Annotated in this window: 23 protein-coding genes; 16 read left to right on the top strand and 7 right to left on the bottom strand. The window is 58.0% G+C overall.

Features of this window, described 5'->3' with window-relative positions; all coding sequences use genetic code 11:
- Positions 1-30: 30 nt before the first annotated feature.
- Both serA and GV827_RS03350 read right to left on the bottom strand, forming a co-directional pair.
- A complete protein-coding gene (gene serA / locus GV827_RS03355) occupies positions 31-1,626 on the bottom strand; it encodes a phosphoglycerate dehydrogenase (RefSeq protein ID WP_164352295.1) in 1,596 nt (531 codons plus the stop codon).
- A gap of 79 nt (positions 1,627-1,705) precedes the next feature.
- The gene (locus GV827_RS03350; RefSeq protein WP_164352294.1) at positions 1,706-2,845 is read right to left on the bottom strand and encodes a phosphoserine transaminase; all 1,140 of its coding nucleotides are present in this window, start codon (positions 2,843-2,845) and stop codon (positions 1,706-1,708) included.
- A 158-nt stretch (positions 2,846-3,003) separates the two neighbouring features.
- Here GV827_RS03350 and serB point away from each other — a divergent pair, with 158 nt between their 5' ends.
- Positions 3,004-3,882, top strand: a complete 879-nt coding sequence (serB, locus tag GV827_RS03345) for a phosphoserine phosphatase SerB (protein ID WP_164352293.1) — start codon at positions 3,004-3,006, stop codon at positions 3,880-3,882.
- Between the two features lie 65 nt (positions 3,883-3,947).
- Here the strand turns inward: serB and GV827_RS03340 are convergent, their stop codons facing one another.
- Positions 3,948-4,928, bottom strand: coding sequence for an asparaginase (locus tag GV827_RS03340; RefSeq protein WP_164352292.1), 981 nt, complete (start codon positions 4,926-4,928; stop codon positions 3,948-3,950).
- Positions 4,929-5,105: 177 nt separating this feature from the next.
- On the opposite strand from GV827_RS03340, the gene GV827_RS03335 reads away from it, so the two are divergent.
- The 4 genes from GV827_RS03335 (at position 5,106) to GV827_RS03320 (ending at position 7,833) form a co-directional block, all read left to right on the top strand.
- Positions 5,106-5,636, top strand: a complete 531-nt coding sequence (locus GV827_RS03335) for an invasion associated locus B family protein (protein ID WP_164352291.1) — start codon at positions 5,106-5,108, stop codon at positions 5,634-5,636.
- Between the two features lie 144 nt (positions 5,637-5,780).
- Entirely contained in the window at positions 5,781-6,962 is a 1,182-nt protein-coding gene (rlmN, locus tag GV827_RS03330; RefSeq protein WP_164352290.1) for a 23S rRNA (adenine(2503)-C(2))-methyltransferase RlmN, read from the top strand.
- 45 nt (positions 6,963-7,007) lie between these two features.
- Positions 7,008-7,469, top strand: a complete 462-nt coding sequence (locus GV827_RS03325) for a protein-tyrosine phosphatase family protein (protein WP_328823112.1) — start codon at positions 7,008-7,010, stop codon at positions 7,467-7,469.
- A gap of 151 nt (positions 7,470-7,620) precedes the next feature.
- Complete coding sequence (locus GV827_RS03320) at positions 7,621-7,833, top strand: hypothetical protein (protein WP_164352288.1); 213 nt, start codon at positions 7,621-7,623, stop codon at positions 7,831-7,833.
- A 20-nt stretch (positions 7,834-7,853) separates the two neighbouring features.
- On the opposite strand, the gene GV827_RS03315 is transcribed toward GV827_RS03320, so the two are convergent.
- On the bottom strand, positions 7,854-8,699 hold the full coding sequence (locus tag GV827_RS03315; RefSeq protein ID WP_164352287.1) for an LOG family protein: 846 nt from the start codon (positions 8,697-8,699) through the stop codon (positions 7,854-7,856).
- A 235-nt stretch (positions 8,700-8,934) separates the two neighbouring features.
- Between GV827_RS03315 and GV827_RS23975 the strand changes: the two genes are divergently transcribed.
- The 5 genes from GV827_RS23975 (at position 8,935) to GV827_RS03295 (ending at position 11,078) form a co-directional block, all read left to right on the top strand.
- Entirely contained in the window at positions 8,935-9,216 is a 282-nt protein-coding gene (locus tag GV827_RS23975; RefSeq protein ID WP_328823104.1) for a thioredoxin domain-containing protein, read from the top strand.
- On the top strand, positions 9,141-9,467 hold the full coding sequence (locus GV827_RS23970; RefSeq protein ID WP_328823103.1) for a thioredoxin domain-containing protein: 327 nt from the start codon (positions 9,141-9,143) through the stop codon (positions 9,465-9,467). Before GV827_RS23975 ends, GV827_RS23970 begins: the two co-directional genes overlap by 76 nt.
- Positions 9,468-9,536: 69 nt before the next feature.
- Positions 9,537-10,364: a 2,3,4,5-tetrahydropyridine-2,6-dicarboxylate N-succinyltransferase gene (gene dapD, locus GV827_RS03305; RefSeq protein WP_164352286.1), complete on the top strand. Its 828-nt coding sequence runs from the start codon at positions 9,537-9,539 to the stop codon at positions 10,362-10,364.
- A 58-nt stretch (positions 10,365-10,422) separates the two neighbouring features.
- Positions 10,423-10,677, top strand: a complete 255-nt coding sequence (locus tag GV827_RS03300; RefSeq protein WP_164352285.1) for a GlsB/YeaQ/YmgE family stress response membrane protein — start codon at positions 10,423-10,425, stop codon at positions 10,675-10,677.
- A 62-nt stretch (positions 10,678-10,739) separates the two neighbouring features.
- Positions 10,740-11,078, top strand: coding sequence for a hypothetical protein (locus GV827_RS03295; protein WP_164352284.1), 339 nt, complete (start codon positions 10,740-10,742; stop codon positions 11,076-11,078).
- A gap of 63 nt (positions 11,079-11,141) precedes the next feature.
- On the opposite strand, the gene GV827_RS03290 is transcribed toward GV827_RS03295, so the two are convergent.
- Positions 11,142-12,236, bottom strand: a complete 1,095-nt coding sequence (locus GV827_RS03290) for a Hint domain-containing protein (protein ID WP_164352283.1) — start codon at positions 12,234-12,236, stop codon at positions 11,142-11,144.
- Between the two features lie 2 nt (positions 12,237-12,238).
- Positions 12,239-13,819 (bottom strand): Hint domain-containing protein, encoded by a 1,581-nt coding sequence (locus GV827_RS03285; protein WP_164352282.1) that lies wholly within the window; start codon positions 13,817-13,819, stop codon positions 12,239-12,241.
- A gap of 283 nt (positions 13,820-14,102) precedes the next feature.
- Here GV827_RS03285 and dapE point away from each other — a divergent pair, with 283 nt between their 5' ends.
- From dapE to GV827_RS03255, 6 genes are all read left to right on the top strand, one after another.
- Positions 14,103-15,248, top strand: coding sequence for a succinyl-diaminopimelate desuccinylase (dapE, locus tag GV827_RS03280; RefSeq protein WP_164352281.1), 1,146 nt, complete (start codon positions 14,103-14,105; stop codon positions 15,246-15,248).
- Positions 15,245-15,661: a GNAT family N-acetyltransferase gene (locus GV827_RS03275; protein WP_164352280.1), complete on the top strand. Its 417-nt coding sequence runs from the start codon at positions 15,245-15,247 to the stop codon at positions 15,659-15,661. The genes dapE and GV827_RS03275 overlap by 4 nt, the downstream gene beginning before the upstream one ends.
- Complete coding sequence (locus GV827_RS03270) at positions 15,658-16,266, top strand: TIGR04282 family arsenosugar biosynthesis glycosyltransferase (protein ID WP_164352279.1); 609 nt, start codon at positions 15,658-15,660, stop codon at positions 16,264-16,266. Before GV827_RS03275 ends, GV827_RS03270 begins: the two co-directional genes overlap by 4 nt.
- Positions 16,263-18,518 carry a ribonuclease R gene (rnr, locus tag GV827_RS03265; RefSeq protein WP_164352278.1) on the top strand — a complete coding sequence of 752 codons (2,256 nt, stop codon included), beginning with the start codon at positions 16,263-16,265 and terminating at the stop codon, positions 18,516-18,518. The genes GV827_RS03270 and rnr overlap by 4 nt, the downstream gene beginning before the upstream one ends.
- 280 nt (positions 18,519-18,798) lie before the next feature.
- Positions 18,799-19,518 (top strand): helix-turn-helix transcriptional regulator, encoded by a 720-nt coding sequence (locus GV827_RS03260; RefSeq protein ID WP_164352277.1) that lies wholly within the window; start codon positions 18,799-18,801, stop codon positions 19,516-19,518.
- Positions 19,519-19,584: 66 nt separating this feature from the next.
- Positions 19,585-20,856: a lytic murein transglycosylase gene (locus GV827_RS03255; RefSeq protein ID WP_164352276.1), complete on the top strand. Its 1,272-nt coding sequence runs from the start codon at positions 19,585-19,587 to the stop codon at positions 20,854-20,856.
- A 57-nt stretch (positions 20,857-20,913) separates the two neighbouring features.
- Here GV827_RS03255 and GV827_RS03250 read toward each other — a convergent pair whose 3' ends face one another.
- Entirely contained in the window at positions 20,914-22,311 is a 1,398-nt protein-coding gene (locus tag GV827_RS03250; RefSeq protein WP_164352275.1) for an aspartate aminotransferase family protein, read from the bottom strand.
- Positions 22,312-22,378: the final 67 nt, after the last annotated feature.

Genomic DNA, 22,378 nt, shown 5'->3' with positions numbered 1-22,378 from the left:
GTCGCATTTCATCTAACAGTCTGCAGCAGTTCAGGCTACGTCGAATTCCAGCGGCTTGACCTGTTTGAACATGCCGGTTGCGCAAAGCTTGTCTATCACCGGTGTCGGCACCACTTCATCCACGTAGAGCAGCGCGATCGCCTCGCCTTTTTCTTCGGCACGGCCAAGGGTAAAGTTGGCGATGTTCACGCCGTTTTCGCCCATGGTCTGACCCAGCGTGCCGATGATGCCCGGTACGTCCTCGTTTGTGGTGTAAAGCATATGTGCGCCAACCTCGGCATCGATGTTGATACCCTTGATCTGGATAAAGCGCGGCTTGCCATCCGAGAAGACAGTGCCCGCGATGGAACGCTCACGCTTTTCCGTGACCACGGTCACTTTGATGTAGCCGTCGAAGACCCCCGATTTGTCCTGATTTGTGGTGCTGATCTGGATACCCTTTTCACGGGCCACTACTGGCGCACTGACCATGTTCACATCAGGGTTGGCACGTTTCATGATACCCGCAACCACGCCACAGTTCAGCGCTTCAAGGTTCATGCCGGCAACCGTCCCGTCGTAGAGAATGTTGATCGCCTTGATCGGCTCATCCGTCAGCTGCCCGATAAAGGCACCAAGATGCCCCGCCAGTTTGACCCATGGACCCATGACCTTGGCCTCTTCGGCGGTGACGGACGGCATGTTCAGCGCGTTGCTGACCGCTCCTGTCAGCAGGTAGTCGGACATCTGCTCGGCAACCTGAAGCGCTACGTTTTCTTGCGCCTCTGTTGTCGCGGCCCCAAGATGAGGCGTGCAGACCACGTTTGGCAGACCAAAGAGCGGGTTTTCAGTGGCAGGTTCAACCTTGAACACGTCAAACGCCGCCCCGGCGACGTGGCCGGAATTCAGCAGATCGGCAAGCGCTTCCTCATCAACCAGACCGCCACGCGCACAGTTGATGATCCGCACACCTTTCTTGGTTTTCTCAAGGTTTTCGCGGCTCAGAATGTTGGCTGTCTGATCGGTATAGGGAACGTGCAGGGTGATAAAGTCTGCCCGCTTGAGCAGTTCTTCTAGCTCGACCTTCTGGACCCCCATCTTTTGCGCTTTCTCATCGCCAAGGAAGGGATCATAGGCGATGACCTTCATCTTGAGCCCACGGGCGCGGTCGCAAACGATGCCGCCGATGTTCCCCGCACCGATCACGCCAAGGGTCTTGCCGGTCAGTTCTACGCCCATGAACTTGGATTTCTCCCACTTGCCAGCGTGGGTCGAGGCGCTGGCCTCGGGAATTTGACGGGCCACGGCGAACATCATGGCGATAGCATGTTCGGCGGTGGTGATCATGTTGCCGAATGGCGTGTTCATCACGATCACACCTTTCTTGGACGCCGCATCCTTGTCGATGTTGTCCGTGCCGATACCGGCGCGCCCGATGACCTTGAGGTTCGGTGCATTGGCGAGGATTTTTTCTGTCACTTTGGTGGCGGAGCGGATGGCAAGGCCATCGTAGTTGCCGATTACCTCAGCCAGTTTGTCCTTTTCCTTGCCCAGATCGGGCTGGAAATCCACGTCGATGCCGCGGTCTTTGAAGATTTGCACGGCCGCGTCGCTGAGCTTGTCGGAGATGAGTACTTTGGGAGCCATTTTCGGTCCTTTCATGCAGGGTCGCTCGTCCAGCCAGCGGCTGTCCTCGCGAAGAAGAGATGAAATCTCGTGATGAGCGTTATGCGTTGATTTCGGCGTCGAAAGCCCAGGCCAGCCAAGGCAGCATTGCCTCGATATCCGAGGTTTCAACCGTGCCGCCGCACCAGATACGCAGACCCGGAGGTGCGTCACGGTAGGCGCCCACGTCAAGCGCCACGTTCTCGTCCGCCAGCCGCTTGGCAATCGCCTTTGCAAAGGCGGCACCATCGGTAATCCGGTCATCAGAGAACTTCAGGCAAACCGATGTATTCGACCGCGTCGCGGGGTCAGCGGCAAGGAATTCGATCCAGTCGTGATCCGTCACGAAATCTGCAATCGCCTGCGCGTTGGCATCCGCACGCGCAATCAATCCTTTCAGTCCACCCACGGACTTTGCCCATGTAAGTGCCTGAAGATAATCCTCAACACAGAGCATGGAGGGCGTGTTGATCGTCTCGCCCCGGAAAATGCCTTCGTTCAGCTTGCCACCCTTGGTCAGGCGGAAGATCTTGGGCAGCGGCCATGCGGGCGTGTAGTTTTCCAGCCGCTCCACTGCACGGGGGCTGAGGATCAACATACCATGCGCTGCTTCGCCACCCAGCACCTTCTGCCAGGAGAACGTCGTCACATCGAGCTTGTCCCAGGGCAGATCCATCGCAAACGCAGCCGAGGTGGCGTCGCACAGTGTCAGACCACCACGATCCGCCGGGATCACATCGCCGGTGGGAACGCGGACGCCAGATGTCGTTCCGTTCCATGTAAAGCAGACGTCATTGTCATAGTTGAGCGCCGCCATATCGACGATCTCGCCGTAGGCTGCCTCGTGTACGTTGGCTTCGATCTTGAGCTGTTTGACCACATCGGTGACCCAGCCCGCCCCGAAGGATTCCCAAGCGACCATTTCTGCGGGCCGCTCGCCCAGCATGGTCCACATTGCCATCTCAAAGGCGCCTGTGTCAGACGCGGGCACAATGCCAATGCGGTAGTCTGCAGGCACGCCGAGGATGTCGCGCGTGGTTTCAATCGCTTCCAGCAGCTTGGACTTACCCACAGCGGCACGGTGAGACCGGCCCAAAGGCGCGACAGCAAGGTTGTTCAGATTAAAGACGGGGGGTTTGGCACAGGGGCCAGAAGAAAAACGCGGATTGGCCGGCCGCGTTGCCGGTTGTTCAATAGCCATTAATGCTACCCTCTCAGATATGCGCCCTTCGTTGGGGAAGGGTGTCCCACGGACGCACTTACGGGGATCGCCGGGCTGGCACAATCGGAAAAATGGGTCTAGACCGCCGCTCGTTCGCAATTCTGCGACATCACTGACGCGGATCGGAAACTTTGCCCATGTTCACTGTTGTCTTGCTGACTTCCCCTGAAACCAAGGGGCTGGAGCCCGCGCTGGTGGAAAGCCTGCGCAATGCCTGGGGCGGCGGCGATGCAATTTGGCTGTCCCCGGACGAGGCGGCAGAATTTGCTGTCGCGAAAATACCCGGCAACCTGTGGGAGGTCTGGGAAAGCTGCCAGTCCATGCAGGTCGATCTGGTTGTTGTACCGACACAGGCCCGCAAGAAGCGGATGTTGCTGGCGGACATGGACAGCACGATGATCCAGCAGGAATGCATTGATGAACTGGCGGACGAGGCGGGCGTGGGTGCCCGCGTCAAGGACATCACAGCGCGGGCGATGAACGGTGAGCTGAATTTCGAAGGCGCGCTGCGCGAACGGGTTGGTTTGTTGAAAGGCCTGGACGTAGGCGTGATCGATAAGGTTCTGGCAGAGCGAATTACCTTGATGCCCGGCGGCAAGGCTTTGGTCGCGACGATGAAGGCGCACGGCGCGACGTCGGTGCTGGTGTCCGGGGGCTTTACCGCTTTTACGGCGCAGGTGGCACAGGCGCTGGGCTTTGATGAGAACCGCGCGAATACGCTGATCATCGAAGACGGATCGCTGACAGGACAGGTTGCGGAGCCGATCCTTGGCAAACAGGCTAAAGTTGACACGCTGGAGCAGGTCACCGCGCGTCTGGGCCTCGCGGATGCAGATGTGATCGCGGTCGGAGATGGCGCCAATGACCTTGGCATGCTGAAACGCGCCGGTCTGGGGGTAGCGCTGCACGCGAAACCGGCGGTCGCCGCAGAATGCGACGTTCGGATCAACAACGGTGATCTGACATCCCTTCTGTACGTGCAGGGATACACCAAGGATGACTTCGTGCTGACCTGACGCAGGCAGGCAGACTCGAGGCAGCGGCTGCAAATGCTATCGCAGGGCGCGCAGACGCACGAAGATCAGATCAATCCAGCCGCAGGCCGAAGCGTACCAGTCATGATGTCACGCCGGTTCGTGATCGGCGCATTCATGCGTTTGCGTGTTGCGGGATGATTGGCATCCAGAACGCCCAGACGCACCAGCAATGTCGCAATCGCACATTCAGCAGCGCGGGTTGTGCCGCAGGCCGCTTTCAGCGCGATACCGAGCTTTTGTTCGGGCAGGATGGCGATAAAGAACCCTTCGGCCCCTGTTTTCAACGCAACCTTGCCGTCCATCGCGCGCATCAGTTCAGTGCAGGCACGCCCTTCGCCCGCGACCAGCTCCGGATGCAAACGCATCGCCTGATGCAAGCACACCTCGGCTGATCCTTCTGGCGCGGCCGCAAAATGGGCCATGGCGCGGGCCATGCCGTGAAGCGTGCAGGCGAAATTCGGCGCGGAACAGCCGTCAATCCCGTAACCGGGAGAGGTTTCTTTGGTGACTGTTTCAAACGCCTCAAGACAGGCCCTTTGGACCGGATGGTCAGGGTCGATATACTCTGCATTGCCGCCCAGATGCGCGTTCAGCGTCAGAAATCCCGCGTGTTTGCCCGAACAATTGTTATGGACTTGGCAGGGTTTTTCGTAGGCGCGAATGAGGGCTTCCATCGCGGGACGGTCATCGGGCTCTTGTGGGCCGCAGCGGAAAGCGTCGTCGCTCAGGCCCAATGTATTCATCCAGGCATTCACCCGGTCAGTGTGAATGGCCGCCCCATTGTGCGACGCACATGCCAGGGCAAGCTGTTCGCTGGTCAGGCCGTGCGCATCGGCGGCCCCCGAGGTGATCAGCGGCAGGGCCTGTATCATCTTGGACGAGGAACGCGGCAGAATGACATGCGCCGGGTCGCCCCAGCTTTCCACGATCTGACCTGCCTCGTCGCAGATGACGGCGTGCCCTTCGTGGACACTCTCCAGAAACGGGCCGCGCCAGATTTCTGCGAAAGGAGCCGGTTGCGTCATTCATCACCTTTTAGTTAAGCGAAAACCTGCCAATCAGGGTTTCGTCTGTCGCTTGTTTGGCGTTAATATGCTCTTCGTCGACAAGATAACAGGCGCTTGGAACAAGAGCGGTGAGCAAAGCACCGCCAACGGGTGTCTGAAAGGTATTGAGGTCAAGGACAGCTTGGAGGCTGGACAATGGGAATGATGAAGACGATTGGGTGCGCAATCGGGACGATGGCCGTGATGGCGACGGGTGTCCTCGCACAGGAACAAAGCACAAATCGCGTGGCGGCCAAGACCGACTGGAGCGTGTTTGTCGAAGACAATCCAACTGAATGCTGGGGGGTTTCTACGCCGAAGGAAACCGTGAATTCCCGCGACGGTCGCGTGGTTGCGGTGAACCGGGGGCAGACGTTGCTGATGGTGTTTTACCGTCCCTCTGCCGGTGCCAAGGGTCAGGTGGCCTTTACGGGCGGATATCCTTTCGCGTCGGGCTCCACCGTCACAATGGAAATTTCCGGTACGTCTTTTGAGCTTTTCACCGAAGGTGAATGGGCATGGCCTGCAACGACCGATGATGATGCCAAGATCATCACGGCAATGAAGCGCGGTGCAAATGCCGTGCTGTCGGGGCGTTCGGGCAGGGGCACGAATACGAAAGATACGTTCAGCCTGCTTGGGTTCACGGCCGCTGTTGAGGACGCCGCCAAGCGCTGCGGGGGGTAATCCGCAGGCTAGGTTTGCACCGTTTCCATGTGCCGATTCCGGGAAATCGCGCAGGCCGCCTGTTCGCATCACGTTGGCCGCACCCTTTTGCAAATTCTGCAGGCTCCTATATAGAGGCGCATCACCCTAGCCGCGAGTCGCCTCATGTCCGCTACTGCACCGATCACCCAAGACGTACACACCATTCCGCGCAAACTGCCGGAAGGTCCAATGAACCTTGTGGGTATGACCCGAGATCGGATGCGCGAGGCGCTGATCGCGGCCGGTACCCCTGAGAAACAGGCGAAAATGCGGGTCGGCCAGATTTGGCAGTGGATCTACCAATGGGGCGTCCGCGATTTTTCCGAGATGACAAACCTTGCCAAGGCGTATCGGGCTGACTTGGCGGAAAAGTTCGTGATCGAAGTGCCGGAAGTGGTGACTCGTCAAGTCAGCGAAGATGGCACGCGGAAATATCTGGTGCGCATTGCTGGCGGTCACGAGGTTGAGGTCGTGTATATCCCCGAAGAGGGGCGTGGCACGCTGTGTGTCTCTTCTCAGGTTGGCTGCACGCTGACTTGTTCTTTCTGTCACACGGGCACGCAAAAGCTTGTGCGCAATCTGACTGCCGCTGAGATTATCGGGCAGGTCTTGGTAGCCCGTGACGATCTGGGCGAATGGCCTGAAATCGGCGCGCCAAAGGACGAAACCCGGCTTTTGTCCAATATCGTGCTGATGGGGATGGGCGAGCCGCTTTATAATTTCGAGAATGTGCGCGACGCGATGAAGATCGCGATGGATGCCGAAGGCATTCAGCTTTCCCGCCGCCGCATTACGCTGTCGACCTCTGGCGTCGTGCCCGAAATTGCGCGGACGGCCGAGGAAATCGGGTGTCAGCTTGCCGTGTCCTTTCACGCGACCACGGATGAGGTCCGCGACAAGCTGGTACCGATCAACAAGCGCTGGAACATCGCGGAATTGCTGGAAGCGTTGAAGGCCTATCCGAAAGTGTCGAATTCTGAGCGGATCACCTTCGAGTACGTCATGCTTGACGGTGTGAACGACAGTGACGAGGACGCGCACCGCCTGATCAAGCTGATCGACGGCATCCCGGCCAAGATCAACCTCATTCCATTCAACGAATGGCCCGGTGCGCCTTACAAGCGGTCGTCGAACAACCGCATCCATCGCTTTGCCGATATCATCTACAAGGCTGGCTATGCATCGCCCATCCGCACGCCACGGGGCGAGGACATCATGGCGGCCTGTGGTCAGCTGAAATCAGCGACCGAACGGGCGCGCAAGTCTCGCAAGCAAATCGAAGCAGAAGCCGGGCTGACCGGCTAGGTGACCCACCGCAGCTTTATCGTGCCTACGGATACGCCGGGAACGATGCGTATCATGTCATGCCCGCCAGCCAGTGAGGCAAGCCATACGTTTGCTGATCTGAAGGCGCTTGGTGTCACCGATGTCCTGGCCATGTTGCCGGTGGAAGAAGCTGTTGATCTGGGAATGTCACAGGAGGCAGACCATTGTGCAGCCTTTGGTATCTGTTTCCAGTCTTTCCCGATTGCGGACTTTGGCCTGCCTGACCGCGCAAGTTTTGCCAGCTTGATTGGTGATGTGAAAGCATCCCTTGAGGCTGGTAAGCATATTGCCATCCACTGTCGGGCAGGGATCGGCCGGTCTGGAATGGTTGCGGCTTGCATCTTGATTGCGTTGGGAGAAACAGCGCAAACAGCCGTGGCAAGGACCTCGCAGGCCCGAGGTGTTTCAATTCCCGATACAGTAGAACAAGGCGATTTTATCGCTTCATTCGCACAGGCGGCGAATAGTGGCTTAAGCATAAATTAATGTTTTCAAACAAATAAAATGGAATTGGACGTTAGGTCAACGGCAGCCTCTGTCCTTGAAATAACCTTTTGGGCGCCCTGATTCCGCGCAATTGCTGCCACGGTCTGCTTTCAGATTGTTTCCTGAAGCAACGCAATCAGGAAGCATACCAATGTCCATCATGTTCAACAAAGACCCTTTCATCACCGCACAGGTGATCGAGCTTGTTATTCGAGAGCGGGAATGTTCCCTTTCTACCCGCGAATGGAAGCACCGTTTGGCAGGCTACGGTTACGCCATCAAGGACACCGACCACGGTCAGGTTGTTGAAACACTGCCGCACCACGTTGAAGTCGGTGTGCTGCCAGCAGAGATGACCGCCTGAACAGGGTCTGACTGGGCGTGCTACCTGCCGGGCAATGAATCCCGTGCGGGCGCTGGATCCCAATTCTCAATCAGGTCCATCGCTTCTTGGGCTGTTTCGACGAACCGGAAAAGGTCGAGATCCTCGGCTGAAATGGTGCCTGCATCGGCCAGCGCATCCCAATTGATTATCTTTTCCCAGAAGGCCCTGCCAAACAGCAGGAATGGCACGCGCTGCATGCGTCCCGTCTGGATCAAGGTCAGCGACTCAAACAGCTCATCCATGGTGCCGAATCCGCCGGGAAAGACGCAGATCGCTTTGGCGCGCATCAGGAAATGCATCTTACGAATGCCGAAGTAGTGGAAATTGAAGCAAAGCTCCGGGGTGACATATTCATTCGGCGCCTGTTCGAACGGCAAGACAATGTTCAGCCCGATTGAATGACCGCCCACATCTTTAGCGCCACGATTTCCGGCCTCCATCACGCCGGGACCACCACCCGTCACGATGACGTCTTCCTTGCCGCCATTCTCCATTGATTTCAGAGTCATAAGTCGCGCGAATTCGCGTGTCTCATCGTAGAAATGCGACAATTCCGCCAGTGTTTTCGTACGCGCGGTATCCTTTTTCGAAGGCTCCGGAATGCGTGCGCCGCCGAACAGAACGATCGTTGACTTGATCCCTTGCTCTTCCATCAGCAACTCGGGCTTGAGCAACTCAAGCTGAAGTCGCACGGGGCGCAATTCGTCCCGGCACATGAAATCGTTATCGGTAAAGGCAAGCCGGTACGCAGGGGCGCGTGATTGTGGCGTATCCGGGATCGCCTCAGCGGTTTCGATGTCGGTGTGTGCGTCGCGCAGCGGGTGGCGGCGGTTGTCGGCTTTCATTGATATCTCCGGGACGGTGTTCGGCGCAGCGTTACGCGGATCAGGTGAACATGCAAGGCGCAGTTGGACTGCCCTTAATGAGTGCTGATCGTGGGTGCAAACAAGTCTGTTGTGCGTCGCGCAGATTTTATCGGCATCAGCGAAATTAAGATCTCCGAAGCGCAAAACCGTCTTTGCGATTGACCGGGACAATCTGTCTGCACAGGATAGCGGGCAGTTTGGGAGGAGCGTTTCGATGTTGTTGAAATCGCAGGTTTGCGACTTTGGCTGGCCAGCCCCGGATTTCGATCTTGCCACGCCGCATGGCGCGCACCACACCCGCCACGGCATCATGGGACCCAAGGGCATGCTGATTGCCTTTATCTGCAACCACTGTCCCTATGTTATTGCGCTGATTGACCGATTGGCAAAAGACATGGACACGCTTGATGCGCTGCAATCATGTCAAATGACTACACTGAATATACCGCTGATGCCCCCGACAAGATGGTGGATTTTGCCAAGGTGCATGGGCTGACCGCGCCGTATCTTGTGGATCAGGATCAGACGGTTGGGAAGGCCTATGGTGCGGTATGCACGCCTGATTTCTTTGGATTCGACGCCGCTGGCGGGCTGCAATACAGTGGGCGGCTCGACAATATCGGGATGAAGGATGATCCTGCCAACCGTGTGCCGGAATTGCTGAACGCGATGCGGCAAGTGGCAGAGACGGGCAGGGGGCCGCAGGACCAGACACCGTCGATGGGTTGTTCCATCAAATGGCGCTGAACGATTGCGCCCAACGGTGCGCAAAGGTATAGCGCGCCAACGTCAACTTCGCATCAGGAGCGCCCGTCCATGTCAAACGCACAACTTGAGACCGCAATCGAAGCCGCATGGGATACCCGTGATCAGATCACTTCGGCGACCACCGGAGAGGTGCGTGACGCGATCGAAGAGACATTGAACGCCCTCGACAGTGGGAAGCTGCGCGTCGCGGAAAAGCAGGACGACGGTAACTGGCACGTGAACCAATGGGCCAAGAAAGCCGTTTTGCTGGGCTTTCGCATCAAGGATATGGAACATCAGGAAGGTGGCCCGCAGGGCGCCGGCTGGTGGGACAAGGTTGACAGCAAGTTCAAGGGCTGGGGCGACGCCGAGTGGAAAGAGGCCGGTTTCCGCGCGGTGCCGAACTGCGTCGTGCGCCGCTCGGCCTATATCGCGCCCGGCGTGGTGCTGATGCCGTCTTTTGTGAACATCGGCGCCTACGTGGACAGCGGGACCATGGTAGATACATGGGCCACTGTTGGCTCCTGCGCCCAGATCGGCAAGAACGTGCACCTGTCGGGCGGCGTCGGTATCGGCGGCGTTTTGGAACCCATGCAGGCCGGTCCGACCATCATCGAGGACAATTGCTTTATCGGTGCGCGTTCCGAAGTGGTCGAAGGCTGCATCGTGCGTGAGGGGTCTGTCCTGGGCATGGGCGTGTTTATCGGCCAATCGACCAAGATCGTGGACCGTGAAACAGGCGAAATAATGTATGGCGAAGTGCCTGCAGGTTCTGTCGTTGTTGCAGGCACCATGCCATCCAAGAACAACGTGAACCTCTACTGTGCCGTGATCGTCAAGCGGGTGGATGAACGGACCCGTTCCAAGACCTCAATCAACGAACTGTTGCGCGACTGATCGGGAACCAGATCAGGCCCGGCGCGTTACTCCGTCAGAAATTGACAGGAGAAGTAACATGACAGGTCTTGGATGGTTCGCGGCGATTATCGTAGGTGGCTTGGCGGGCTGGCTGGCCGAAAAATTCATGAAGCGTGATCACGGGCTACTGCTCAACATCTTCATAGGTATCGTCGGTGCGATGCTTTTCAACGCGATCCTGATGTTCTTCTTTGGGTCCACATTGGGTGGCTGGATTGGTCAGTTGTTCGTGGGCTTTGTGGGTGCATGCATCCTGATCGCTGCCATCACGGCGATGCGTAAATCTGCGTAAGGCTTTTCAACTTCTCAAGAACACGCTAGGGCTGCTTTTCCGTGAGAAAGGCAGCCCTTGTCATGTCTGAGACCAAGAAGCCCAAGAAACCGTCCCGACAGCAGGTCTATACCCTGCTGGTTCAGATTGGCCGGAAAGAAGGCGATGGGCTGCCAGACAAGGCAACCGGTGCAGCGCTGATGTGCTTTGCCTCCGGCGTGGATGAAGCCGAAGCAGTGCGCGAAACGGTTGCCATTCTAAAGCAGGCAGACACCAATCCCCTAGACGTGACAGGCTATGGCACCTTGGCTGAGCGCGAAGCGGACGGGCAAGAGATCGACGCCGAAGAGCGCGAACTGATGCAACGTGCGCTTGAGGAGAATTCAGTCATTGTCGCGCAGATGACGCCATTCTTTGACTAGGATGTGACAGGCGATTAGGCTAAACCTTACCATATTTTTCAGAATTGAGTTCAATAAGCGCCCTTATCCCGCACGCCTGCGGGCAAGATGGATAGCATCGTACCAGCGCAGGACATGATGGGCCGGGCGGGGATGCTCTGGCAGCAAAGACCGGTCAAAGCTGTGCAGTAGACTGCCGACAAGATGCTCACTGTTCCGACGGATACGACCGATATACAGACTTTCGACCCAGGTACCCGCAGCGATCAGTGTTTCGTGCCTCGGCAGAATCAACTGTGTGTAGCTGATCGTTGGGCCGCAAGGCTCTTTCAGCGCGGCAAACCCGTTGACCAGATGCCTGGCAGGAACCAGCACGGCTTCCTGACCGAACAGATACTCAACCTCTGGCCCATCGATGATCAGACGCTGATCAGGGGATACGATGACGTCCTGTTGCAGCCCGAAGTAAGGGGCACGCAGGCGGATCGGATGATAGCTGCCCCGTGCGGGCACCATGCGCTTGACCTTTTGCAGGATCGGTACAACCCCGTCGTCACGCGTCAGCACCGTATCCCCGCGCCGCAGCTTGTCAGCGGGCTTGTACCCCCAAGGTGTCGCAAGCGGCGTATCGGGCAAAAGCGTTGGCATCGGTCCCACCGGCTCAATCTGATCGGATAGCGCGGCAAATACCATGTCAGTGGAAAACGTCTGATCACTTCGGCCCAGCATCAGACCCCGGATGTCTTCCAAGGACAGCGGGCAAGGGTTTTCGACGTAGACGCTTGTCACCTGCGTTTCTTCAGGTTTTTCCAGCGCCATCCGACCCCAATTGTGATCCGCATCCCACGCATAGGTAATACGTGCGACGTCCGTTCGTCCGGCCTTGGCGTGTGAAATTGCAGCATGACAGATGTGCTCACCCTGCACCTGCACCATTGCAATGCCGCCGCCGGGAATCGCCTGAAATGTCAGGCTCCGCAGCTGCGGGTACGTATCCTTGTAGGCAAAAAGAACCTGTGGACGGCCATCCGCTGACAGCCGCGTCTCAAAGACGATGCTACCGCGTGTAAGCAGCGCACCGGGATCGTCCTGCATTAAGGGAGCGGGTTTCTTGTCGGTACCAAGGCCGCGCAAGGACAGCCGTCTTTCATCGTGATCACATAGGGCAAGCCAAGTCATCCTCAGGCCACCTTTGAGGCGCGCAGAAGATCCGCCTCGTAACGTTTCAGCGTTCTGCGGGCTGAAGGTGAATAGCCTTGGCCGGTCTCAGGGTCGATTTCGGGAAATATTGCGCAGATCTCCTCGACCACCTCCCGCTCAAAGCTTTTGGTCGTCTGCGGACCGGGCAAAAAGCTTTCCGTCTCCAGTCCTTCGGAGAACACAACCTGATGGCGGTCAAACAGCAAGTGGACATAGGTAACCTCACCCCCGGCACGACGGCTCACGGAACGGTCGTTCACCAGATCGCGCGCGGCAACCAGCACCTCGGCTTCGCCAAAGAGCAGTTCCGCCAGATTGTCCCGGATTAACACCCGGTGCAGTGGAGAGACCAGCAAGTCACGATGCGCGCCAAATGTGTTGGCGCGGATGTGGATCAGGGCAAAATCACCGGTCGCTGCAACCTGTCGCGTGCCGATCCAGCGCAAGGGTTGTGGGCCGTCGTCCTGCGTCAGCACCAGATCGCCGGGCTTTAGCGTTTCGGCCGCGCGTTCCCCGTCAGGGGTTGCGATCATCGTGCCGGCGACAAAGCAGGGCACCCCCGTCGCATTAACAAAGCCAACATCCGTATCGACACCGTTATCGATCGTATAGGTGAAGTTGAAATTTTCAACGTCGCCGTCCCCGGTGACGGTAAATGTCCCGTCCGCATTCAACCGTACCGTCTGACCCGTCGGCAGGGTGATCGTATCACCCGCAACAACGCTGATCCCGTTGATATGTGTGATGGTCAGCGTGCCGGGACCGTCGTTCAGGTCATTGCTCAGAACATCGATGTCTTTTTCACCGTCCGGGAACAGGTCGACGTTGTCGGAAACGGCGATGAGATCGCTTTGCAGGGAATTGCCAGCGATCAGCAGATTTGAATCGTACTGATTGTCCGCGACGTCAGCGATGGCGATCCGGATGGAGTTTACCTCGTCCGGGATCACGTTCATCGTCAGGGTGAGCGTGATGGTGAAACCATCCATCTCGGTATTGTAATCGTCCGTCTGGTTGTTGACGTACATGTTGATGTTGTTGGACGTATTGACGTTGCCAGGGTCCACGTCGCCGTTCCCGACGTCCATGGGTACCAGCACACCGTTGACCCAGACACCGACGAAGTCCTGATAGATTGAATTCTCAAACTCGGGATATTCCTCGGATGAGAAGATAAACTGCATCGTCATGGTGTCGCTGTCGGGGATAAAGTCGACGTCCAGCGTGGCGGCATCATACGTTCTGGCGTTTGCGGCGTTGTTATATTGACCAAAGTAATCGGTGCCTGACGTATCGGTCGAAGTATTGGTCCGCTGATTGGACTGGCCGCTTGAGTTGGTGAAATCCTCTGCATTGCCAGTGGACAGAATGATGCCAGTGTCCCCTGGTGCCACACCAGGCGCGACTGCGTCACCGTTGGAATAGGTGCCAGCGCTGTCAATATCGCCGTAGTAGGTTGCTCCGGTGACCGTCACCCCGTTACCAAAGATCATTTCCGCCATATCGATGGCGGTCGTACCTTCACGTACCGTACTAATCGGAAGCTCTGATGCTGCTACCATGTCTTGCCCCAAGCCATTGGCCCGGATTGCAGGTCACAGCACACGCGCAGGACGCAATGCGCCTACCTGTGTTCGGAAGTGGTGCAGATCGGTGGGCCCTGTTTTCAGGTGCTCATTTGAACTGCGATACTGCTGACGCCCTGCCTCGGGCCATATTATTGCCACAAAGCTACCAGCACGGCGGGCTTCTGTTAAGTATTTGTTTGCATTGCGCCCTTGGCACCGCGCTCTTTTCGCCACAAAAAAGGGTTGTTGCCCGAAAGTTCACTGAAAAGGAGCGCCGATGGCCCCCATTGACCCCGTAGACCTGACTGCCAAACTGGTGCGCTGTGCCTCTGTCACCCCGGCAAATGATGGCGCACTCGAGATCTTGGAAACCCTGCTCAGCGATGCCGGCTTTAACTGCGCCTGGGCCGATAGGGGCGGCATTCGGAACCTCTTTGCGCGCTGGGGCAACAAGGGGAACACCCGCGCTTTTGGGTTCAATGGACACACGGACGTGGTGCCAATTGGGAATGAGGCGGATTGGTCAATGCCCCCCTTCGGTGCCGAAATAAAAGACGGCGTGATGTATGGGCGGGGCACCACAGATATGAAATCGGGGGTCGCAGCATTCGCCGCTGCTGCCGTCGATTTCGTGACCGACACGCCGCCCGATGGTTCCGTGATCCTTGCCATCACCGGGGACGAGGAAGGCGATGCGGTGGACGGCACGACGGCGCTGTTGGAATACATGGAACAGAACGGCGAACGCATGGATGTTTGTCTGGTCGGTGAGCCGACCTGCCCTGAAAGAATGGGCGAGATGATCAAGATCGGGCGGCGCGGGTCAATGACAGCGTGGTTCAAGGTAATCGGCAAGCAAGGTCATTCCGCCTATCCGCATCGGGCCAAAAATCCGCTTCCAGCGATGGTGCGGCTGATGGACAGGCTTGCGTCGCATGAATTGGATCAGGGGACGGAACATTTTGATCCATCAACGCTGGCTGTGGTCACAATGGACACGGGCAACCCGGCGAACAACGTGATCCCTGCTTCATGCACATCCTGCGTCAATATCCGGTTCAACGACCAGCACAGCGGGGCAAGCCTGACCCAATGGCTTGAGCAGGAGACAGAGAAAGTCAGGCAGGAATTCGGCGTGGTGATCGAGATGGACATCAAGATTTCCGGCGAAAGTTTCATCACTCCTCCCGGTGAACTATCTACACTCGTGGCGAGCGCCGTGGAGGCAGAGACTGGAGTCACGCCCGAGCTTTCCACCACTGGCGGCACCTCTGACGCACGGTTCGTCAAATCGCATTGCCCTGTGGTCGAATTCGGCCTTGTCGGGCAGTCCATGCATCAGGTGGATGAACATGTGAGGGTCGAGCACATTCATCAGCTCAAGGCGATCTACGGGCGTATCCTGCGCGACTACTTTACATGATGTGGCGCATCGAGGTCACTGACGATATCGCAACATGCCTCAGGCTGCGCCGCGAAGTATTCATTGATGAGCAGGGTGTCTCGGAGGCGGATGAGATCGACGATCTTGACGGACAAAGCCTGCATTTGATTGCGTTTGTGGACGATGCACCAGCCGGCACAGCGCGGATCACGATCCAAGGGGATACGGCCAAGATCGGCCGGGTCTGCGTTCTGCGCCCCTACCGCGGCACTGGGTTGGGCGCTGATCTGATCCGCAAGGCGCTTGAGGTGGCGACGGGCAAAGCAACCACAGCCAAGCTCGGCGCGCAGGTCCATGCCCTCCGGTTCTATGAAAGGCTGGGTTTCGTGGCGACGGGTCCGGTCTTTGACGATGCAGGCATCGACCACCGCGATACGGTCCGTGACCTATGAACCGCACGCTGATCGTGATGGTCAAGGAACCGCATCCGGGGCGCGTGAAGACCCGGCTGGGAAAGGACATCGGGCTTGTTCCGGCGGCATGGTGGTTTCGCCATCAGGTCAGCACCTTGTTGCGGCGGATCGAAGACCCGCGATGGCAGGTGGTTCTTGCCGTTTCTCCGGACGTGGAAGGAGTGCAAAGCCGGGTATGGCCTGCCCATCTGCCGCGTTGGGGGCAGGGCGGCGGCGATCTGGGTGCGCGGATGGCGCGGATGCTGTGCAGTGTCGAGGGCGGTTCAGCCTGTGTAATCGGCGCCGATATTCCCGGCATTCAACGGAGCCATATTTGGGAGGCTTTCAAAGTGCTCGGCCAAAACGATGCTGTCTTTGGGCCGGCCCCGGACGGCGGCTATTGGCTGGTGGGGCTGAAGCATCCGCGCCGCCAGCCGCACGGCATTTTCAAAGGCGTTCGCTGGTCTACGAAACAGGCACTTGCCGACAGTATGGCCACATTGCCCGACTATCGTATCGCCAGGGTCGCCACTTTGCGGGACGTGGACAACGGTGACGATTTGCTCATGACGCGCACGGGGTCGCGTGCTAACTCCATTACATGAGCAAAATACCTACACGCGCCGAAATCCTCGAATGGATCGAGCAGAACCCCACGCTGACCGCCAAGCGCGATATCGCCAAGGCTTTTGGCATCAAGGGGGCTGCGCGTATTGATCTCAAGCGCGTGCTGAAAGAGCTGGAAGAAGAAGGCCATCTGGAAAAGCGCAAGCGCAGCTACCAGGATCCGGATCGCCTGCCGCCGGTATCGGTCTTGCTGGTGACCGGGCCGGATTCGCAGGGCGACCTCTTTGCCAAACCGATGGAATGGCACGGCGAAGGTAAGGAACCCTCTGTGCTGGTTATCCCACGCGCCTCTGATCCGGCGCTGGGCGAAGGTGACCGCATCCTTGCGCGGCTGACGGTGGTCAAGAATGAAGACCATCACTACGAAGCCCGGCTGATACGGCGGATCGGAACCAACCCCAAGAAGCTGCTAGGCATCTTTCGCAAGAAGTCGGAAGGCGGGCGTATCGTCCCCATTGATAAGGGGCTCGACCGCGAATGGATCGTAGCCGAAGGGGCGACACACGGTGCCAAGGATGGCGAACTGGTCGAGGGCGAGCAGGCGGGGCCAAAGGGCCGTATGGGCTTGCCCAAGGCGCGGATCATCGAACGGCTGGGCGACCCTTCAGCACCCAAGGCGGTATCGCTGATCGCCATTCATCAACACGGCATACCGGACGAATTCCCCGATGACGTGATTGCCGAGGCTGACCGTGCCAAGCCTGTGGGACTAAAAGGCCGCGAAGACCTGCGCGACCTGCCGCTGATCACCATTGACCCGTCCGATGCGCGGGATCACGACGACGCCTGCTATGCCCATGCGGACGAAGATCCCAAGAACGAAGGCGGCCATGTGGTCTGGGTCGCGATTGCGGATGTGGCGGCCTATGTGACACCCGGTTCTGCGTTGGACCGTGAAGCACGCAAGCGGGGAAATTCGACGTACTTCCCGGATCGCGTCGTACCGATGCTTCCTGATCGGCTGTCCGGTGATCTTTGTTCACTGCACGAGGGGGTGCCGCGTGCCTGTATCGCGGTCCGCATGGTTCTAGATGCCAAGGGCAACAAGTTGTCGCACAAGTTCGTTCGTGGCCTGATGCGTTCCCCTGCCTCGCTCAATTACGAAGAGGTCCAGAACGCCATTGATGGCAATCCGAATGACCGCTGCGGCCCCTTGTTAGAGCCTGTTTTGAAGCCGCTCTACGCCGCCTATCATGCGCTGGTCAAAGCCCGAAATGCCCGGCAACCGCTGGATCTGGACCTGCCGGAACGGCGTGTGGTGCTGGATGAGGATGGAACGGTCAAATCCATCAACTTCAAGGACCGACTGGATGCACACCGCCTGATCGAAGAATTCATGGTGCTGGCGAATGTCGCCGCCGCAGAGACGCTTCTGTCGAAGAAAGTCCCTCTGCTGTTCCGCATCCACGAAGAGCCGACGCAGGAAAAACTCAAGAGCCTTCGCGAAACAGCGGAGGCCGCTGGTTTCACGCTGGCAAAGGGGCAGGTGCTGCAGACCGCGCATCTTAACAAGCTTTTGCATGACGCCGCTGGATCGGATGACGCAGAACTTATCAATCTCACGACCCTGCGCTCAATGACCCAGGCCTACTATGGCCCGCAACACACTGGCCACTTTGGTCTGGCCCTGCGGTCTTATGCGCATTTCACTTCTCCTATTCGGCGCTATTCCGACCTGATCGTGCACCGCGCGTTGATCACTGCGCACGGCTGGGGCAAGGACGGTTTGCGGCCCGAAGACTACGATGCGCTCGAACAGACAGGCGCACATATTTCAGACACCGAACGTCGCTCCATGATGGCTGAGCGGGACACGACTGATCGGTACCTGGCATCCTATCTTTCGGAACGGGTTGGCAATGAATTTCAGGGCCGTGTCAGTGGCATCGCCCGGTTCGGCGTTTTTGTGAAACTTGATGAAACCGGCGCGGACGGGCTTCTGCCTATGCGGTCAATCGGGAACGAGTATTTTCATTACGACGGTGAGACTCAATCACTGATGGGAGCCGATACCGGCATGGTGATCAGTCTAGGTCAGCGTGTAACGGTGCGGCTGGCAGAGGCGGTGCCGGTTACCGGTGGTATCGCGCTGGAATTGCTGGAACTTGAAGGGGCGAAGGTGCCGCAAGGGCGACAGTCGCCCGCAGGGCGTTCGCCCCGCCGGAAATCGGCAAAGGGCAAGCGCAAGAAGGACAAGATCAAGCGCAAGGTTTCACGGACGCGCCGCTGACAGGTGGCGCCATCGCATCGCTTGCGCGGTTGATGTAGCGACAAAGAACATTGTCTTTGGCCATGCGGATGAATGCACGAGCGGCTCAACGTCCGGCAGGCAGTAAGAATCAGTGCCGGAGCCTTCACGCTAAGCTCGGATATCGGACTTGCCCGGGATTACTTTGCCATTCGCTTGAAGGATGCGAGCAAACCGACCATGGCATCTTGATGATTGGTGGCTGCAAGAGTTCCAGCGGCCGGTGCTGTCATATCCTGTCAGCATCGCATAGCCTTCCGCCATGACCAGAACACACCGTCTTTTTCAGATGATGACCACCCTGCGCCGGTTACCTGCGCCGGTCAGGGCAGTTCAACTGGCCGATGAGATGGGTACGTCATTGCGTACCGTTTACCGAGATATCGATGCACTCCGAGGGCTCGGAGCGGTGATCGACGGTGAGGCAGGTTTTGGTTATACCTTAATCGAAGATGCCGCTCTGCCGCCGCTCGGTTTCGAAAATGATGAGCTGGAAGCGCTGGTTCTGGGCCTGCGGAACGTTGCGGTGATCGGGGATCCGGCGCTGGCAAAGGCTGCGGACTCTGCGCTGGCCAAATTGACCGCCCGCGTCCCTCCCCGGCAGGCGCATCGGTTACAGCACGCCATTCTGGACGCCCGGCGTTTCTTTCGACCCGACCCACCGCGCATCAACGTGGCTGCGCTGCGCGCCGCGACATGGGAGGAGGAAACAGTGCGATTTACCTATGTTGATGCCAAGGGTGCCGAGACAACGCGCGAGGTTGATCCACTGGGGATTGTCTACATGCAGGATACCAATATGCTGATGGCGTGGTGTCATCTGCGCGGTGATTTTCGCGCCTTCCGTCTGGATCGCATGGATGATCTGGAACGCACCGGTCGGAGCTTTCGACCCCGACGCGTCCCGATGTTGCGCGATTATACCGCCAGATTGCGCGCAGAAGCTCTGGAACGGGCGGAACGTCGCACGGCGGAGGACTGAGGGGTTTTTCCAAAACCGTTACCAGAGTAGGCTGTGACCGAGCAGTAATCGAGAACGGAATTGGTCATGGAATGGCGATCTTTTATCGCGGCTTGGCTTGTGCTGGCCTGCACAACCGGGCCTGGCTGGGCCACCGGGCCTGAGACATCAATCAGGCCTTCACAAAGAAACATGCAGATCACCTTGATTGCTGCCGAAGCCGAGGTCCAGGCGGACAAGGGATTGACCGATTGGGTTCAGGGGTTCCGTGCGCGAGCGTTGGCCAAAGGGATTGAGGCGCGCATTTTCGACCAGACGATGTCCCAGGTCACCTATGACAGCGAGATCATCAAACGCGACCGCAATCAGGCGGAGTTCACCAAGACGATCTGGGACTATCTGGATACGGCGGTCTCTGACCTGAGAATTGCAAACGGGCGCACGGCATTGGCGCAGTGGGACAGCACGCTGTCACGCATTGAAGCGCGTTACGGTGTGGAAAAAGAAGTCATTGTCGCGATCTGGGGTCTTGAAAGCGCTTATGGTACCTTTCGTGGCAGCATCGATATCATCAATGCACTGACCACGCTGGCCTATGATGCGCGGCGGGCAGATTTCTTTGAGAACGAGTTGGTGCAGGCACTGCGCATTCTGCAAAGCGGTGACACCACGCCGTCACAGCTGACCGGCAGCTGGGCCGGGGCGATGGGGCACACGCAGTTTATGCCGTCCTCTTTTCAGACCTACGCGGTCGATTTCAATGGTGATGGTAAACGCAACATCTGGGAGGATGATCCGACCGACGCGCTGGCATCAACAGGGGCGTACCTGAGCCATTTCAACTGGACGAAAGGGCAGCCTTGGGGTGTCGAAGTCCGTTTGCCCGACGGCTTTGATTACACGCGCGCAGATCGCGAAGACCTGAGGTTGCCCAGCACATGGGCGGCCATCGGCGTGAAGCCGGTAAGCGGGGCATTCGACGACGCTCACGGCGTTGCTTCGATCCTGCTGCCCGGCGGTGCTGAAGGGGCGGCCTTTATGATTTTCTCAAATTTCGCGGTGCTTGAGAAATACAATTCAGCGGATGCTTACGTTATTGGCGTTGGTCATCTAAGCGACCGGATCAGCGGAGGGCCCGCCATTGAACACAGCTGGCCCCGCCGCCTGCGCGCGCTGACCAAGGATGAGCGGATCGAGTTGCAGAAACGCCTGACTGCTGCCGGATTCGACACTGTAAAGATCGACGCCAAAATGGGACCACTGACGATCAACGCTGTGCGTCGCTTTCAGCTCGCCAACGGGCTTCTGCCCGACGGCTATCCATCACTGGCGGTCCTTGAAAGGTTGCGGGCGCTGTAGGGCGGGGTTGATCCCGCCTTTTTCAGACCGTCTTGGCAATAGTCGGTTAAGCCCGGTCTATGACGCAGCCTTGAGCATATCTTTGTCTTTGAGGTCCTTGTAGGTTGCATCAAGCGCCAGCTTGGCCCTTTTGCCAAAGACCTCGATCTCTTCTGGTGTGATCACCAACGGCGGAGAGATGATCATGCGGTCGCCCACGTGACGCATCACCAGATTGTTGGCAAAGCAATGCTCGCGGCACATATAGCCGACGGTGCCTTTTTCTCCGGCGAACATCGCGCGGCTTTCCTTGTGCGGCGTCAACGGGAGCGAAGCCATCATGCCTGAAACGTTCACACCGCCCACGAGAGGGTGGTCGCCCAATTCCTCAAGTGCTGCGTGAAGGGCTGGCATCGCCACGTTGCGTACGTGGCTCAAGAGGTCTTCTTCTTGCATGATCCGCAGGTTCTCCAGCGCGACCGATGCACAAACCGGGTGGCCTGAATACGTGTAGCCATGGTTGAATTCGCAGGCGTTGATCACCTCGGCGATCTCATCAGACACAATGGAACCGCCGATGGGCGCATAGCCAGAGGACAGTCCTTTGGCGATGGTCATGATGTCGGGCGTGATGTCCATGGTCTGGGAACCGAACCAATTGCCGGTCCGGCCAAAGCCGCAGATCACCTCATCTGCGATCAGCAGAACATCGTATTTTTTGCAGGTCCGTTGGATTTCGGGCCAATAGGTGCTGGGCGGAATGATAACGCCACCGGCACCCTGAACAGGCTCACCAATAAAGGCCGCGACTTTCTCGGCGCCCAGTTCAAGGATCTTTTCCTCAAGCTCTTTTGCGCGGGCCAGGCCGAATTCCTCTGGCGTGTGGTCACCACCTTCTGCCCACCAATCAGGCTGACCGATATGGTGGATGCCGGGGATCGGCATGCCGCCCTGCGCGTGCATATAGGTCATACCACCAAGAGAGCCGGAGCCGATGGAAGAGCCGTGATAGGCATTCTTGCGGCTGATGACGTGTGACTTCTCTGGCTGACCCTTTTCAGCCCAATACGTCCGAATCATCCGCAGGTTGGTGTCATTCGCTTCGGACCCGGACCCGGCAAAGAAAACGTGGTTTAGGTGACCCGGTGCAAGGTCGGCCAATTCTTTTGCCAAGGCGATGACAGGTACGTGGGTCGTCTGAAAGAAGGTGTTGTAGTAAGGCAGTTCATTCATCTGCCGCGCCGCAACTTGACCCATCTCCGGGCGGCCATAGCCAAGGTTTACGCACCACAGGCCTGCCATTGCATCCAGAATTTCATTCCCATCACTATCGGTCAGATAGACGCCTTTGGCGCGGGTGATGACCCGCGCGCCCTTGGCATTGATCTCGTCCCCGGTGGTGAAGGGGTGCATGTGATGCGCGGCATCCAGCGCCTGCAGTTCAGCGGTGGGGAGATGATTAGTGATGCTGGACATATTCTGGGACCTTTGCGAGGGGAGGAGACGCTTGGCGTCAGAATATGATCAAATTGTGCAAAGTCAA

This window comes from Sulfitobacter sediminilitoris (assembly GCF_010667575.1).
GTDB classification, from domain to species: Bacteria; Pseudomonadota; Alphaproteobacteria; order Rhodobacterales; family Rhodobacteraceae; genus Sulfitobacter; species Sulfitobacter sediminilitoris.
This window is presented reverse-complemented; position numbering and strand designations above follow the sequence as displayed.